This window comes from Pseudoalteromonas sp. SaAl2 (genome assembly GCF_052947895.1).
This window is the reverse complement of the sequence record NZ_CM129605.1, coordinates 3,385,397-3,401,965: the sequence shown is the minus strand read 5'-3', so window position 1 is coordinate 3,401,965 and position 16,569 is coordinate 3,385,397. Positions and strand designations below refer to the sequence as shown.

Annotated in this window: 13 protein-coding genes, 1 pseudogene and 1 riboswitch; of the genes and pseudogenes, 10 read left to right on the top strand and 4 right to left on the bottom strand. The window is 39.5% G+C overall.

Annotated features, from left to right (window positions below; all coding sequences use genetic code 11):
* The first annotated feature begins 84 nt into the window (after window positions 1-84).
* Together ACU8V8_RS16005 and ACU8V8_RS16000 are read left to right on the top strand one after the other, a co-directional pair.
* A complete protein-coding gene (locus ACU8V8_RS16005; RefSeq protein ID WP_254911135.1) occupies window positions 85-216 on the top strand; it encodes a hypothetical protein in 132 nt (43 codons plus the stop codon).
* A gap of 80 nt (window positions 217-296) precedes the next feature.
* A complete protein-coding gene (locus tag ACU8V8_RS16000) occupies window positions 297-3,128 on the top strand; it encodes a TolB family protein (protein ID WP_446889664.1) in 2,832 nt (943 codons plus the stop codon).
* A 15-nt stretch (window positions 3,129-3,143) separates the two neighbouring features.
* Here the strand turns inward: ACU8V8_RS16000 and ACU8V8_RS15995 are convergent, their stop codons facing one another.
* On the bottom strand, window positions 3,144-4,289 hold the full coding sequence (locus tag ACU8V8_RS15995) for a tetratricopeptide repeat protein (protein WP_446888159.1): 1,146 nt from the start codon (window positions 4,287-4,289) through the stop codon (window positions 3,144-3,146).
* 325 nt (window positions 4,290-4,614) lie between these two features.
* On the opposite strand from ACU8V8_RS15995, the gene ACU8V8_RS15990 reads away from it, so the two are divergent.
* The 7 genes and pseudogenes from ACU8V8_RS15990 to ACU8V8_RS15960 all read left to right on the top strand — a co-directional run bounded on the left by ACU8V8_RS15990 (window position 4,615) and on the right by ACU8V8_RS15960 (window position 14,042).
* Complete coding sequence (locus ACU8V8_RS15990; RefSeq protein WP_446888158.1) at window positions 4,615-5,229, top strand: SemiSWEET family transporter; 615 nt, start codon at window positions 4,615-4,617, stop codon at window positions 5,227-5,229.
* A gap of 88 nt (window positions 5,230-5,317) precedes the next feature.
* Window positions 5,318-6,106: a PhzF family phenazine biosynthesis protein gene (locus ACU8V8_RS15985; protein WP_446888157.1), complete on the top strand. Its 789-nt coding sequence runs from the start codon at window positions 5,318-5,320 to the stop codon at window positions 6,104-6,106.
* A gap of 149 nt (window positions 6,107-6,255) precedes the next feature.
* Window positions 6,256-7,434 carry an efflux RND transporter periplasmic adaptor subunit gene (locus ACU8V8_RS15980; protein ID WP_446888156.1) on the top strand — a complete coding sequence of 393 codons (1,179 nt, stop codon included), beginning with the start codon at window positions 6,256-6,258 and terminating at the stop codon, window positions 7,432-7,434.
* A gap of 14 nt (window positions 7,435-7,448) precedes the next feature.
* Window positions 7,449-10,626 (top strand): annotated as a pseudogene (locus ACU8V8_RS15975) (efflux RND transporter permease subunit).
* A 161-nt stretch (window positions 10,627-10,787) separates the two neighbouring features.
* Window positions 10,788-10,871, top strand: a riboswitch (cyclic di-GMP riboswitch).
* Window positions 10,872-10,985: 114 nt separating this feature from the next.
* Entirely contained in the window at window positions 10,986-11,555 is a 570-nt protein-coding gene (locus ACU8V8_RS15970; protein ID WP_446888155.1) for a chitin-binding protein, read from the top strand.
* A gap of 116 nt (window positions 11,556-11,671) precedes the next feature.
* Window positions 11,672-13,753: a S9 family peptidase gene (locus ACU8V8_RS15965; protein ID WP_446888154.1), complete on the top strand. Its 2,082-nt coding sequence runs from the start codon at window positions 11,672-11,674 to the stop codon at window positions 13,751-13,753.
* Between the two features lie 31 nt (window positions 13,754-13,784).
* Complete coding sequence (locus ACU8V8_RS15960; protein ID WP_446888153.1) at window positions 13,785-14,042, top strand: hypothetical protein; 258 nt, start codon at window positions 13,785-13,787, stop codon at window positions 14,040-14,042.
* A gap of 33 nt (window positions 14,043-14,075) precedes the next feature.
* Here the strand turns inward: ACU8V8_RS15960 and ACU8V8_RS15955 are convergent, their stop codons facing one another.
* Entirely contained in the window at window positions 14,076-14,549 is a 474-nt protein-coding gene (locus ACU8V8_RS15955) for a Dps family protein (RefSeq protein ID WP_301561693.1), read from the bottom strand.
* A 366-nt stretch (window positions 14,550-14,915) separates the two neighbouring features.
* Here ACU8V8_RS15955 and ACU8V8_RS15950 point away from each other — a divergent pair, with 366 nt between their 5' ends.
* Window positions 14,916-15,125: a hypothetical protein gene (locus tag ACU8V8_RS15950; protein WP_446888152.1), complete on the top strand. Its 210-nt coding sequence runs from the start codon at window positions 14,916-14,918 to the stop codon at window positions 15,123-15,125.
* Here ACU8V8_RS15950 and ACU8V8_RS15945 read toward each other — a convergent pair.
* Together ACU8V8_RS15945 and ACU8V8_RS15940 are read right to left on the bottom strand one after the other, a co-directional pair.
* Window positions 15,122-15,718: a lipase family alpha/beta hydrolase gene (locus tag ACU8V8_RS15945; RefSeq protein WP_446888151.1), complete on the bottom strand. Its 597-nt coding sequence runs from the start codon at window positions 15,716-15,718 to the stop codon at window positions 15,122-15,124. The genes ACU8V8_RS15950 and ACU8V8_RS15945 overlap by 4 nt on opposite strands.
* Window positions 15,719-15,744: 26 nt before the next feature.
* A complete protein-coding gene (locus ACU8V8_RS15940; RefSeq protein ID WP_193050055.1) occupies window positions 15,745-16,281 on the bottom strand; it encodes a YaeQ family protein in 537 nt (178 codons plus the stop codon).
* Window positions 16,282-16,569 lie beyond the last annotated feature (288 nt).

The following is a 16,569-nucleotide window of genomic DNA, read 5'->3' as shown; positions in this document are numbered from 1 at the left end:
TTTTGCTGCATTTTGGTTTTAATGTTCCATGTACGTTGCCATAAAAAGCCATCGCTGATTTGCGCGCGCTGTGGTGTGCTTGTAGTGGGTAGCTTAATCACATTGGCTATGTACAGCGCAGGCCTTGGCGCATTACGTACCGTATTGGTGTTCGTTGTATCTGTGTTTATTATCAGTATGTTAGTGAGTTTAGTTCAGCCGTTAGAGATTGACTAACACGCTTTTTACATTTTTATGCTCTCTTTTATTACACGTTATGGCCATAATAGTTAAAAATAAAACTATCAGGGATCATGATGAAAAGAACACTTCTTACAGTTTGTTTATTAGTCGCATGTAATGTTCAGGCTCAGTGGCAAACTATTTATACCGAGCATTTTAACGTCCATCATACTCACGATAATCAAGATTGGGCGCGATCTGCGGCGATTGAATTAGAAATTGTGCGCACTAAAGTGTTAGAGCAACAAAATCGAGCGCTTGATACAGCGGTCGATGTTGTCATATTTGATCCTCTCAATAGTGCCAATGGGTTTGCCCTACCTCCCTCTGAAAATCCTATGATGGCTTTGTTTACCACGCCACCTCAGTCAGATACGATTATTTCGAATAGCAGTGGCTGGCAGCAACTATTAATTTTGCATGAGTATATTCACCTAGTGCATTTAGCCCAGCCAACTCGCAGTGATTGGCGCCAAGCTGTTCGAAGTGTATGGGATATTTACGATTTAACTTATGCTGCAATGCCCCGCTGGGTTGCTGAAGGCTATGCAACCTTACTCGAATCTAAAATGACTGGTCGTGGGCGGCTATTTGATAATTACTCAGATGCTATTTTACTGGAATTTGCACAACAAGGTTCATTACCCAGTTATGACCAGCTCAATAGTACTAAAGGCAGCTATATGGCTGGTTCTATGGCATATTTAATGGGCGCTCGTTTTTTATATTGGCTAGAAGAAAACTATTCTGAGCAGCAGCTAGACGCGGTATGGACGCGAATGCAAGGGGTGAAAAAACGCGAGTTTGATGAAGCATTCAGTGGCGTGTTTGGTGATTCTGCGAGCAAGCTTTATCGACGTTTTATTGCTGAATATACGTACAAAGCGCTGGCAAAAGAACACGATGAAACTGAGCTAAATAGCGATCTATGGCTTGAGATAGATTTTAGTGCTAGTAATCCTACATTATCACCTAATAAGCAGCAATTAGCCGTCGTTGAACGTGATAAAGACGGTAAAACCCAGTTGGTTATTTATAGTACAGAGCAAAATGCAGAAGCAGCTGAGCAGTTCGCGAAAGATCAAACCGATTTATTAGCTGATGACCCTGATGATATTGCAGATAAAAAGCCCACTGTTTTTAAACGTAAGCAAAGGCAGGTGCTCAATCAAATCAATCGTGCAAGTATTCAAAACCCACAATGGCTTAACGATGAGGTACTTTATTTTGGTGCCTATACCAATAATGATGTTGTTGAAAATAGCCGAGTAGCAGATATTTATAGTTTTAATACAACTACAGGCCAAGTGGAACAACTTACTAAGCTTGCAGGACTGCGCCGTTTTAGTATTTCAGAAAATGGCCAAACACTTTATGCAGAACGGGCAAGAGCAGGTTACTCTGAGCTAGTTAAGTTTGATCTACAAACAGCTACAGCGACCCCTTTATTCGAAAAAAGTTTAAAGAACGTATACGATTACCCAGTTTTAAGCCCTGATGAGCAACAACTGGCCTTTTTAAAGACAGAGCTTAACCACAATTGGCAGTTGTATATACAAGATTTAGATGGGCAAAATGCCCAACCAGTACCTATGCCACATGGTTATCAGTACCTCTCACAACCTAGTTGGAGTGATGACGGTCAGTCACTGTATTTTATTGCGGGGCTGAATAGCTCACTTGATATATACCGTTATGATCTCATAAACAAAGACCTTTACAAACTTACCCAAGGCCAACAAGCAGTTGCTAACCCAATTGCAATGGCGGATGGCTCTGTATTATATCTTGCTATCACCAGTGATGGACCTGACTTTTATCAGCTCAAACCTGACAGCGAGACTGCACTTGTAACAGATTTTGCTACTAATTCTATTGCTCCAACCTTTATGGTTTCGCAGTCGGTACTACCGCCAGCAAAAGTCTACACTGCTGCGCTAGGGCAGCAGCATGATTATGATATTTGGCAGCAAAACAGCACGCTGGCTATCGGTGCGCAATATAACTCAGCATCTGCAGCGCTACTTAATTTCAGTCTCAAGGGAAGTGATTTATTAAAGCAGTTCGATTGGCAAATTGGCTATAGTGCGGATTTGCATGATGACGCTATCGCTGGGATGTTTGCGCAGGCAAAGTTTAACGCGAGTGTAATAAAATACAGTGGCCAAATATTCTCTTTTGATTTGGACAGTGCAAAACAGTACCAAAGCGTCGATTTACAAAAATATAGCACCAAAGGAGGTTACCTTGATGCCAAATACCCGCTTAGCTTTGGGCAGCTTAAGCTAACACCAACACTTGCCTATAACTACTCTGAATTTGACACTCATACACGTACAGGGGCTTCCCAGCAATGGCTGCGAGCAGGTATTACGCAGCGCTGGGAGCATGATCGACAATCATTTGCCGTTGGGCAAAGCTTCAAAGCGCGCTGGTACGAAGGTAAAATAGAGCATAAAGATTGGCAGGGCTATGATATTTCAGCGCATGTTTTTGGTAAACTAGCCGATATCCCAATGTATTTAAATTACCGACAACAACATCGAGATAATGCAAGTTTAGCTTTAGGGGGCTTTGGTTCTTCACTTATTAGCCCAAATACTCATGCTGAGTTTGTGTTTGCCCCTGAGTTGCCTTTTTACGCTACCACAGCTGAGCGCTATCAAGCATATGGTGGTGGTATCAGTGTTGCTGCTGGCATGCCATGGTTTTACTATCAACAGCATCAAGTTGATAGTGCAGTGTTTGCGCAAAGTTATGGTATTAAATGGCAAGGCGAGTTTGACTTTGGATTAGGCATTGCAGGAATCAACGACCTTAACTTTGATTTTGGCTTAGTTAAAGTCGAAGGTGATAGCGTTGAAAATGAGCTTAGAAGCTGGTTAGGCTTTTATTACTCGCTGTAATATATAAAAAAGCGGCTATTGATACATTTGAACAGCGTTAAGCTTAGCTTGGTATACATTTATTTGTTCTTTATTTCTTTCAAGTTGTATAGCTTGTTTAAGCAACCTTTTTGCGTCTTTTTGATGACCTTGTTGATAGCTGATTTTTGCTAATGCTACGTAAGGTTCAGCCAGGTAAGGGGCTTTATTAATGGCTTCGTTTAAATGTTTTTTAGCGCTCATAACACGCCCGCTCAAGTTTTCTGTTTCACTAAGCGCAATTAATTCGAACGGATCTTTATCTTGCATACCAATTATGGAGTCAAGTTTATCAGCCAACATAGAATCGCCCAAGCTTTGTGCAAGTAATTTGTAATTACTCAATAAGTTCAAACTGTGTAGCTTTTGATCAAGCGCTGATTGATAAATCCGTTGGCTCGTTGCTATATCGTTTGAGCGACGGTGTATTATTGCAGCAAGGTTAAATAATTCAGGATCATTAGGTGTGTATTCATTCGCTTTAATAAGCAAGCTGAATGCTAAATCGTAATTATTTTTTAATACGGCATCAGCTGCTAAGTTGCTGTAATATTTAGAAACTAAGTCATTTTTGTTAGCGCTATTCACATAAAAACTTCCTCGAGACGGAAAGTAATCAATGAGCGTGCCTGGGCGAATAAATGTGATCTCACCTTCTGCTTCCACATACGGGCGATATAACTTAGTGCGAAAGTGATTAGCAATTAAAACAATGTTGGACTCTTTACCGTAAACGGGTTCACTGGTCATTTCTTGAAAGCTTGTTTCAAGGTCAATTAGGTTGGCATAAGACTGAGTTAGTATGGCTAAGCTTATGCAATTGCCATGTTGAAATTTCAGCGTTTGCTCAGCTGTGAGAGTATCTCCGTGGTAACTAAAACGACTATAGCTACGTTCAATGTAGTCAGAAAGAATTACATCGTCAGTCGGTTCGCGTTGGCGCTGCTCGTTTACATAAGATAAAAACTTATTTACTTCATTTTGGGGGAGTATAAAAATTTCATCTTCAGAGGGAGTTAGCTGTAATTCAAACCGCGAATAATTGAGCAAACTATTTAAAGAGGCTGAAGGTGTGTTTAGAGGTTCAGTACTCTTACAGGCAGCTAATAAGCATATTAATAATAAAGAAAAATAAAGTTTCATAATCACCTCCTCACTTAAATCTACACATTTGGGAAGACTTGAGCAATATTTAATTTTAGCGCGTAAAATTTTTAAAAATTAGATATCGAGGGTGAAACCCTAAGAGCGGTATAAACCTGAGAAGTAAGTCATACTAGCGTAAACTGTAAGGCTAAGTTGCCAGTTTTAAGTTGCCTTAATTTTAAACAAAGGTTGCTTGTAAATCTCAGCCCTATACAATGCCGCGCCTAAAATAAATCAAGTAAAAACAGTTGTTTACATTTTGTTTTTGCTTGGTTTATATGATAGTAACTTATTAACCATTATGTAACTAGCGAGGTTTGCTTTGGCGCATTATTTGCCTGTTTTATCATCTTTTATTTTAGTGTTTAGCTTCTTACCACTTCTAAATAAAATTCGTAAAAATCGCAGTGTATCAGGACTGTCATTATTGATGATGAGCTTTGGTGTAGCGCAAAGCGTTTATTTTATAACCTATAATTTATATTTTGAACGTTTCTACATGGTGTTGCCATTTGTAGTGACTGGTAGTTTGAGTGGTTTAATTTTATATTATTTTGCTCGCTACAATGCAAAAAAAAGAGAGCGAATTCAGTTGAGTGCAATGCTCGGGTTTTCTCTTCTGCCATTTTTATTACTATTAAATCCAGAATTAGAAACAGCAAAGGTATTGACCTGGCTTACTTTTGTTGGGCTAGTAATGAGCTCTGTGCGTGTTATGCCGCAAACGTACAAAACCCTGCGTAGCGGTGATATTAGTAACCTAAGTGCCCGTTATTTCAGCTTGCAATTTATTGCAGGTTTATGCGGTTTGTTTGCTGAGCTAGCAATGACAGAGCCAAGCACATCGCATATTTTGACTTTTGTGATGATCTTACTTACTAATGCAGCCCAACTTGGCTGTATCCAATACTATAAAATGCGTCCAGTCGCGGCTTAGTCCACCAAAAATGAAATAATTTTGATGTTCAATTAGCTCAGTGTATGGCAGTTTATTAGAAATATGTTTCCATACCGTGAGCTTTTTAATGCAATTAACTATTCATCAAATAGATGCATTTACCAGTGAGTTATTTAAAGGCAATTACGCAGCTGTTATTGATTTAGAAGCGTGGCTAAGTGATGAGCTAATGCTCAAAATTGGCGCAGAAAATAACGTCTCTGAAACGGCGTTTACGTGCCGTCAAGCCGATGGTAGTTATGCAATTCGTTGGTTTTCACCGCTAATGGAAATAGACTTTTGTGGTCATGCAACGCTTGCCGCTGCCTTTGTATTGTGTGAACAGCACAATTTATCGCAGATTTGCTTTCAAGCCACTGCGGTGGGTGAGTTAATCATAAATAAAAATAGCGATGGTAGTTTTGCCATGACCTTCCCTAAGCAAGCACCAATTGAAGCTGATAATATACCTTCAGAGCTACTTAAAGGCTTATCTATACAACCTGTTAAGGTATTGAAAAACCAACAAGCTTATTTTGTTATATATGAAAATGAGCAAGATATTTTGAATCTAAAAACAGATTCGCAAGTACTTAAAACCTTGTTTCCACTGGACGTAGTGGCAACGGCTCCGGGCACAGAATATGACTTTACCTCTCGTTATTTTTGGCCTGCCAGTGGTGGCGATGAAGATTTTGTAACAGGCTCCATTCATACCGGTCTTGCGCCATACTGGGCGCAGCAATTAAATAAAACCTCTTTAAGTGCTTATCAGGCATCAAGCCGCGGTGGCCATATGCAATGTGATGTAGGTGAACATACCGTGACCCTAACAGGGCATGCAGTGCGTTATATGCATGGCACTATTTACCTTTGATTTAATCTCGTTTTTTACTTTCTTGAGTTGTAATCGCGTGGGTTACTAAGCAGTGTATGTATTTTTGTAACAGTTGCTTACAAATGTCACGTTAATGTTTCATTCAGCTCTGTTATTATGGCTCCAGTAAAAATTAAGGGGTATTAATAATGCGAACAACTCTATTGAAGTGGGTGTTGCCATTTGTTGTGTTAAGCGTTGGTATTGCTGGCTTTGCAGGAATAAATGCGATTGCACAAGAACCAGAAAAACAAGACGTTGTAGATACACGACCGGTTGTTAAAGTAGAGCCTGTGGCTGCGAATAATCATCAAGTTGTGATTAACAGTTATGGTGAAGTTAAACCGCTTGAGAGCACTCGCTTATCAGCGCAAGTCTCGGGTGAGGTAGTAAGTTGGCATCCTAACTTTGTCGCAGGTGGCATAGTGGCACGTGGCGAAACCTTATTTACGATAGAAAAAGATAATTACGAAGCCGCTTTATTACAAGCTCAAGCAGAGCTTGCTCAAGCTCAAGCACAATTAATAGAAGAGCAAGCACAAGCACAAGTAGCCGAAGATGAAGCTAAGCGTTTTCCTGGTAAGGAGCGTACCGCGCTATTTTTACGTAAACCACAAGTGCTCAGTGCTGAGGCATCGGTTAAATCTGCTCAAGCTCGATTAAAACGCGCACAACGCGATTTAGATAACTGTGAAGTTACAGCCCCATATGATGCACTGGTTGTGAGCCGTGAAATTGGTGTTGGTCAATATATTAATATGGGCACGCAAGTGGCTGAATTAAACAATATTGAAACAGCAGAAGTTATTATCCCGATCGCAGGCTTTGATAGTGTGTTTTTACCTGAGCGTGTTAAAGGTATTAAAGCGACGGTAATGAAAACAGGTTTGCATGGTTTCAGCCGTGAAGCAAAGATTGACCGTGATTTAGGTGTAGTAGACAACGCGACTCGCATGAGTAGTTTAGTTGTTCGTATTGATGACCCATATGGCTTAGTAAATAAACAACATGCAATTAAATACGGCACATATGTACAAGTTAATTTTGCCGGTGCGATGCTTGAAAATATTTATCGTTTACCGCAAGAGTTGGTAAACAATCAAACGGTATGGATTGTAAATGCTGAACAGCAATTAGAACCACGTAAAGTAAAAGTGATTCGTGAAGAGGGTGAGTATTTTTATATTAGCGATGGTTTAGAGGCCGATGACCAGCTGGTAATGACTCTACCTGAATATCCGCAAAAGGGGATGGCGGTTAAAGTTGCTGGTGTTCAAGATGTTAAAAAAATTGATGCACTCGATAGTGCAGCCACTGAAAAACTATAAAAGGTGACTGCGTTATGAGTAACACGGAACTACCAAAATCAGAGCAACCAAATGTTGCCCCTGCAAGTACAGAAAAGCAAACGGGCTTAATAGCCTATTTTGCTAATAACTCTGTTGCTGCAAATTTAATGATGGTTTTCATTATTGTGATGGGCATCATTAGTTTTTTCACAATTCAACGTCAGATGTTCCCAAACATCGAAGTTAACTATATTACTATAAACGCAAACTACCCAGGTGCTTCGCCCCAAGAGATGGAAGAAAGTATCTTAATTAAGATTGAAGAGTCTTTAAAAGATATTACTGAAATTAAAAAAGGGACCTACCGCGCATTTCGTAATGGTGGCAGTGCACAGCTTGAAATCAATACCGATGTTGAGTTGACCGATGTACTCGATAAAGTAAAACTGCGCGTCGATGGTATTGCGACTTTTCCTGCGGGAATGGAACCGGTCACCATAAGTCAGGTTGAGTTTCGCCAAGATGTAATCGGCATGACGCTCGTTGCTGATTTACCACTTAATGAACTCAAGCCTATAGCTAATCGAATTGAAGATGAATTATTGCAGCTATCAAATGTATCATTGGTGGTTAATGATGTTCCATTGGATGAGATAGCAATAGAGATTGAGCCAGATACGTTACGTCGTTATAACCTTACGTTAAGTGAAGTAGCCGCAGCTGTGCGCCGCTATTCAGCAAATTTTTCTGCAGGACAATTAAAAACCGATGCAGGTGTAATATCTGTAAGGGTTGAAAACCAGCTTTACTCTGGTGAAGAGTTTCGTCAAATTCCAGTTAAAATTGGCGCTAATGGTGCCAAAGTATTACTGCAAGATATCGCTGTTATTAAAGATCAATTCACAGAAGGTGAGCGTTACTTTAAGTTCAATGGTGAAAATGCCGTTTACTTATCAGTGAAGGCAACGGAGCAGCAAAGTATCATTCCTGTTGCAGATTCAGTTAAAGCATTTATCGATCAGAAAAATAAAGAACTACCGCCAGGTGTGCGTTTAGAGCCGTTAATGGACTTCACTTATTACCTGAATGCGCGTTTAGATATGATGGTAAATAACTTGATCCAAGGCGCTATTTTGGTAGCCATTATGTTATCTATTTTCTTGCGTTTTAAGCTTGCATTGTGGGTAATGATTGGTCTGCCAGTGTGCTTTTTAGGTGCGATGATGATGATGCCGCTGTTTGGCGTAACCATTAATATTCTATCGTTATTTGCCTTTATTATGGTGTTGGGGATTGTGGTGGACGATGCCATTGTCATCGGTGAGAGCGCCTATACCGAAATTGAAAAGAAAGGCGGTGGTGTTGTTAACGTTGTTAATGGTGCTAAAAAAGTCGCAACACCAGCAACCTTTGGAGTACTCACCACTGTTGCCGTATTCGCGCCATTTACTCTATCAACCGGTCCTGAGAGTGCATTCTTTTATGGTATTGCCGTTGTGGTTATGCTGTGTTTAATTTTTAGCTTAATTGAGTCAAAACTAATTTTACCAGCGCACATCGCACATACTAAATTTCCACCAATTAAGCCGGATAGTTGGCGAGCACGTTTTAATAAGCGCTTTTTTGGCTTTGTGAATGGCCCATACAGACGCTTTATTGTGCGCTGCGTTGAATGGCGCTGGGCTGTGTTTTCTTTATTTGTTGCTCTGTTAATTATTACTTTTGCTTTGATAGCATCAAATCAAGTACGTACTGGGTTTATGCCCAAAATACCGCATGATTATCCACAAATTAATTTAGAAATGAACGATAATGTTTCGGATATGCAAACTATTGAAGCGATACGTGAAATTGAAGCAATGGTTATTGCTATTGATAAAGAAACTGAACGTGAATATGGGCATAAGTTAATTAGGGATGTATTGGTTTTTAATCAAGGCCGTACAGAAGCGCAGCTTTTAGCACCTTTGGTTGAAGAAGATTTACGTCCTTATAATGCATTTGAGCTTTCTCGTCGCTGGCGAGAGAAAATGCCTGTTATTGCGGGTGTGAAGTCGTTAACAATTTATGATGATGTAAATGGCCAAGGTGGTGGCGATGGTGAATTTGGCTACCTACTATACGGCTCTGACATTGATACTTTAAACGATGCTGGGCGTCGCTTTATTCAACTGTTACAACAACAAGATGGTTTGTTTGATATAAGCTCAACCATTGACCCCGCTAGTAAAGAAGTGCAAATGAGCTTGAAGCCAGTGGCTTATGACTTAGGCCTAGACTTAGCAACGATAGCTAACCAAGTGGGCGCTAGTTTTTACGGTGGTGAAGCGCAACGTGTTATTCGCCGTGGTGAAGAAGTACGCGTTATGGTGCGTTACCCTAAACTCACTCGTGAAGCATTTTCTTCACTTAAACATGCCGTAATTACAACACCTCAAGGTAAAGAGGTGCTATTAGGTGATGTAGTTGAGCTTACTGAAACACCAGGGATCAGCTATATTCGTCGCGAAGGTGGTTATCGTACAGTATATGTTTATGGCAATATTGACGAAGAAGTTATTGAACCAAATGAAGTGATTAACCAGGTAAAAGACAAATTACTACCGCAGCTTAAAGAAGAGGTTCCCAAGTGTAAAATCAGAACTTGGTGGTGCAATAGAAGAGCAGCAAGCGCAAGCTAATCAACAGGTAATGTTTTTCTTTGGCGGCATGATTTTAGTTTACATTTTGCTCGCTGTACCACTAAAAAGCTATGCCCAACCGCTGATTGTGATGTCGGTAATACCATTTAGTTTAACTGGTGCAATTTGGGGTCACTTCTGGTTTGGGCTAGATTTAACGCTAATGTCTGGATTTGGGATTATAGCTGCCGCAGGCGTTGTAATTAATGACTCACTGGTAATGACTGATTTTGTAAACCAAGCCCGTCGACAGGGGGTTGCAGTTAAAGATGCTGTAATTGAAGCTGGCTGTGCGCGTTTTAGACCAATATTACTGACGTCAATAACAACGTTTGCAGGCGTTTTACCCATTATGTTTGAGACCAGCCTACAAGCACGGTTTGTAATTCCAATGGCGGTAGCACTGGGCTTTGCAGTTATGTTTGCAACGTTGATCACCTTGGTGTTGGTACCGTGTTTATACATTATGATGAGTGATATAGGCGCGGTGTTTGGAAGTCCATTTAGAAGGCTTAAAAAACTTTTTAATCGAAACAGACAAACCGCGTAAAAAGCGACAATCCAACTATAAAAGCCAGCACCAATGATGCTGGCTTTTTTATACCTGATAATTAGATATCCGCTTTTTGAATGTTTATAGGTTTTAAGGATTGGTTTTTATTTCTGGTTACATTCTTTTGTTTGATCTTTGTAGGACGTCACTTTATACTTCAAACGTTTTGGCAAACTAATCGAAAGGTTAGGACGCAAAGCCTCCGGTCTAAGGTTTAGTACTAAGATAGCGGGGTTGCTGCACGGGTAGTCTCCTTCACCGTGTATCATTTGCCTAAAACTAGTAAAAAAGTATTTATTTTATTCTGTAAATGTTGGATAGTACCTATTAAGTATTCATAAGGTGTTACTTTGTTTATGCATTCGTCATTGGCCTGTGGAAAATGGTCGGCAATAGGTTGCTTAAATCACCATACCCAGTTATTTGTTGGCGATATGGTGACAGTGACCTTTTATGATATGCAAGGAGAGCTAGTCGATTTATCGTTTGATTATAAAATCACTAATAGTGAACAAGGTGAGCCACAAAACTGGCCTCGTCGCATTGCCGAGCACATTAATATGTATATCCCATTAATTGAAGCGGGAAAAATGACAGAGCAAGGCTTGGTGATTGGCTATCGCTCTAATCAAATTTATGCGCTTGATGGAAGTGGTATCACGCAAGCGGAGCTAACATTCCATTGTATTGCCCAATGCGATGACTGGGAGCAAGCTAAACCTGCATATGACTATGTTTATCCAGATAAAAGTAAAGATTATAATGCAGGAGTTAAAGTTTTACAGCCAAAAACAGGGATGATTTACAAGTGTAAACCTTGGCCATTTGATCGTTTTTGTAAAGTAAAAGAAGAGAATAACCCGTTGTATGAACCGGGCGTTGGCCAAAGCTGGGATTTAGCTTGGCAACAAATGCCAAATAATTGAACTGTTCCCCCTAATGCTATTTAGCATTTTCGGCCCACTCATTTGAGTGGGCTTTTTTATGGGATTTGAAAAGTTATGATAAACTCACCGTAACAAAATTTTTTATTGGTTATTCTGTGTCTCTATCAAACGTATCTTTGTCTTTATTACCTAACGCCCCTGTAGCGCGTAAACAATCACATTCTTTAATTGCGCATGAGAAAAAGCGTGTCGATGAATACTACTGGATGCGCGATGACGAAAGAGAAGCGCCTGAAATACTTGAGCACTTAAATGCAGAAAACGAATACTGCGATAAACAACTTGCGCCAATTAAGTCCTTCCAAACGCAACTATTTGATGAGTTAAAGGGCCGGATAGTTAAAGACGATAATAGCTTTCCGGTGAAAGATGGTCAGTTTTGGTATCACGCAGAAGTGCGTGGTGATGATGAATACGCTCGTCACTATCGTAGTAGTGATATTAGCAGTAATGATAAGCAGCTTCTGTTAGATGTTAATAAGCTAGCTACCGGCTATGAATTTTATGACTTAGGTGAAGTGGCGATCAGTCCTAATGAGCAACTACTTGCTTACTCAGAGGACACTGAAGGTCGCCGTATATATACTGTGAAGTTTAAAGTAATTAGTGATGATTGTTTACTTGATGATGTACTTGAGAATACTGAAGGCCAAGTGGTTTGGGCTAACGATAATCAAACGGTATTTTACGTTAAAAAAGATTTAAAAACCTTACTAGGCTTTCAAGTCTACCGTCATGCATTAGGTACCTCGCAAAATGACGATGTCTTGGTATATGAAGAGCATGATCGCAGCTACTTTATGGGCTTGGGCAAAAGCCGCGATGAAAGCTTAATTATTATCGATTTAGCAAGTACAGAAACCAATGATACCTGGGTGCTCGATGCCAATCAGCCAAGCGGTGAGTTTTCACAGTTAATGCCTCGAGAAGAAGGTCATGAATTTGATATTGATAAACTTGGCGAAACTTTTTATATCGTCACTAATTGGCAAGCCAAAAACTTTCGTTTAATGACCGCTACACAAGCAACGGTAGCAGATAAAAGTCAGTGGCAAGAACATACCCCGCACCGTGAAGATGTGCTGCTTGAAGGTGTTGAAACGTTTGATAAATTTTTAGTGCTAACGGAGCGCGAGCTAGGCCAAACACGGTTTGTAGTTGTTGATCAGCAACAGCAACGTATGACCCTGAAGTTTGATGATCCCTGTTATTATGCAGCGGTTGCCATGAACCCAGAAAGTAACTCTGAAACAGCACGTATTTATTATTCGAGTCTTACGACCCCTGGTTCTTTATATGAAGTAGATTTAAAAACAGGCGCAAAAAAACTGTTAAAACAGCAACAAGTTTTAGGCGACTTCAAAGCAGAAAGTTATGCGTCGGAGCGTTTAATGGTGACTGCACGAGACGGCGAAAAAATTCCTGTTTCATTAGTTTATCGTAAAGACTTGTTCAAACAGGATGGTACTAACCCATTATTTCAATATGGTTATGGCGCATATGGTATAACCATTGATCCCAGTTTTTCGAGTACCTCGCTTAGCTTATTAGACCGCGGTTTTGTTTACGCGATCGCACATGTTCGTGGTAGTGAAATGCTAGGGCGTTATTGGTACGAGAGCGGTAAAAAACAACATAAGCAAAATAGTTTCAATGATTTCATTGATGTCACCAATGCCTTGGTTGAGCAAGGTTATGGGGCAAAAGATAAGGTGTTTGCATCGGGTGGTAGTGCGGGTGGTTTATTAATGGGCGCGGTGGTTAATCAAGCGCCAGAGTTATATTTGGCTATTGGTTGCCATGTACCATTTTTAGATGTACTCACTACAATGCTTGATGAGTCTATCCCATTGACGACTAATGAGTATGATGAATGGGGTAACCCAAATGACTCTGAGTATTATGATCTAATAGCTGCGTATTCTCCGTATGATAATATTAGAGCACAAGCTTACCCAAATATTCTGGTGACTACAGGCTTACATGACTCCCAAGTGCAATATTGGGAGCCAATGAAATGGGTGGCTAAAGTACGAGAGTACAAAACAGATGATAATATTCTAGTATTTAAAACTGATATGGATGCTGGGCACGGCGGCGCATCAGGGCGCTTTAAAAGCTTAGAAGAAAAAGCCTTAGAAATGGCCTTTTTTATCAGCTTAATTAACAAAAAGTGACCAGTAGGGGGCGCCTTCAATAGGTATAACAATGTTCAATGCGCATGGTGATTGGCAATATTCAATCGAGCCGCCAATTATTTATATTAAAGTGATAGGCTGTTTTAATAATGAAGGCGTCCAAGCCCGTGGCTACAAACGGGTTGACTACCTTCAACCTAGTTTAATTGCAAAAAATACGGTGGAGCATATTTGTCAAGGAAGTGATATGAACATACAGTTTTATCCTAGCGTTCAAAGCTACTTAGAAAACTACCCTGACTATGAATATGTAAAAAGCTGGCTTTAAAAAGAAGGCCCTTAATTAAGGGCCTTATTAATTTTAATCTAAGTATGCTTTTAACATCCAAACTAATTTTTCTTGCTCAGAAATATAATCACTCATCAGTGAAGCCGTACCTTCATCTTGTGCATCACTTGCTTGTTCTAAGATATCACGCTGCATCTTAATTAGCGTGCTGTAACCTGCTAATAAGTTTTCGACTGCTGTAACACCATCACTAATGTTTTTAGCTTCTTTAATCTCGCTGATCTCTAAGTAATCAGAGAATGCATGCAGTGGTGCACCATCAAGCGTTAAAATGCGCTCAGCGACTTCATCTACTTTTAAAAGTAATAGGTTATAAATTTCTTCAAACTTGATATGTAGTTCAAAAAAGTTGCGGCCTTTAATATTCCAATGAAAACCGCGGGCATTCATATATTGAATCTGGTAGCTGCTTAACAGAGTATTGAGTGATTTTACGATACCTTCACTTTTGGCGCTGTTAAGACCTATTGCATTTACCTGTGACATATTCTTCTCCTTAATAAAACTGTTAAGTGTGTTGCTCAATGGCTTAGGGTAAGTATCAGCCATTATTGCTCATGTGTAAAATGGTTAATATCAATAATATCTATAGTTTTTACCTATCAATAATTAAGCTCTATCTATAAGTTTATAAATTACTATGGTTGCTTAATAGAGATGGGACTTAATTCTGCAAAAAACACCCCTAGTAATGAAAACGCCCAGTTGATAAGTAAAAATAGATGCTAAATATGATCTAAAGCAAACTTTTTATCGCATTGTGGATTATGCCTTAGCATATTTGATTTAGGTCAATAGTTTGTTTTTTAGTCGGCGCATACTAAACCCAGTTAAATAACTGGGAGATTACTCATGCAAGCTAAAACACAAAAAGAAAATAAAATGGAGTTGGTTGTAATAGGGATCGCATTAGTTGCGTTTGTGGTTGGATTAGTGGGTCATTTGGCTGGAGCGAGCTTTGCTAATTTTAATACCTTTGGCTATATTGCTGCCCCAACTCAATTGTTATTAGCCATCATTGCATTCGTAGCTTATAAAATTGCTGCTAGCGCAGAAGATTAAACTAATAATTCAAGAATATAATTTATGACTTGGCGTGAGTAAATCATACTAGTATGGCTTAAATGAAATACTTTATGTTCTGCCATGCCTTGCAACTTGGTTTCATCAATTAATACAGTACCATCTGATTGACTGCCTTTAGCAATTAGTGGCATTAGGCCGATTGGTAAGTCGCCAGCAATACTATAGAGCTTTGCGTTAAATGGCCAATCACCATTTTCGGTAAGTAAAAAATCGACGCTATTTTTTAAAAACACATCAAAGCCTTTTTGCTGCATTCTGCGTGCGATATGACTGCCCTTATGCGGGGTGCCTAAGGTAATGACTTTTTCAACATTTTGACTTTGCAGAGAATTAGCGGCCAAGTAAGCTCGCGCCACAAGGCCGCCCATAGAGTGACATACGAGTGCCGTACTTTTATTATCTATAAATGTATCAATTTGCTCAAAAATAGCTGCTCGATCGGGAGAAAGCGTATTATAAGAAAGGTTAAGAATGTTCAACCCAGACTTTTCGAGCTGCGAGCATAAAGGGCGCATTACAAAGCCAGACATATACAATCCGTGAAGCACCACAACGTGTTGAACAGCCATACATCCTCTTTTTTACAGGATACAATTTACATTAATTGTACGGGTTTAATCTCAATGTTCACTGAATCAGAGCTCACCCATACATCACCATCTTGAATAGTAATAGTCAGCGATATATTGCGATCAACCAATCCGGCAAGTGCCTGTGTTGCTGCAAAGTCTAAACTATAAATGCTTAAGTTTTTAAATTCATACAGCTTAGGTTGATGTTTTTGCCACCAAATAGCTTGATTATTTTCACCATAAGTATAGAGCACGACTTGTTTAGATTTATTACAGGCCTTTTTAAGGCGCTTTTCATCTGGTAAGCCAAGCTCAACCCATAATTCAATCTCATCGCTGTAGTTTTTATGCCATAGCTCTGGTTCATCATCAGCCGATAAACCTTTAGTGAATTCTAAACCTTCACAGGCATTGAGTGCATATGCCAGCAAGCGGATCATCAAGCGCTGATCGTTTTCAGATGGATGCTGCGCCAAGGTTAAATTAAAGTCTTGGTAAAGGTGGCGGTCCATATCGCTTAGCGATAATTGCGCTTTAATAATCGTCGATTTAAGAGCCATAACAGTTTATTTGAAAAAATTTGCGCCAGTATAGCGCAATTAAACATTGATAAAGTAAAAATAGGTGATGTTTTAAGCTTTGTTAGTGGTATTAAACTAAACCTGTAGAGTTATATCTGTATCTGATTTTTAGCTCAGCTGCCGAGATTGATCTAAGTTAAATAAAAATTGTAATATTACCGTGTAGAGCTCTTATGCATAGTGAGGTATAAAATTATTATAGCAAAGCTATAAATAGTTTCTTTTATAATCAATAGTTATTACCAAATATCATCTCTTTTAGTGTAT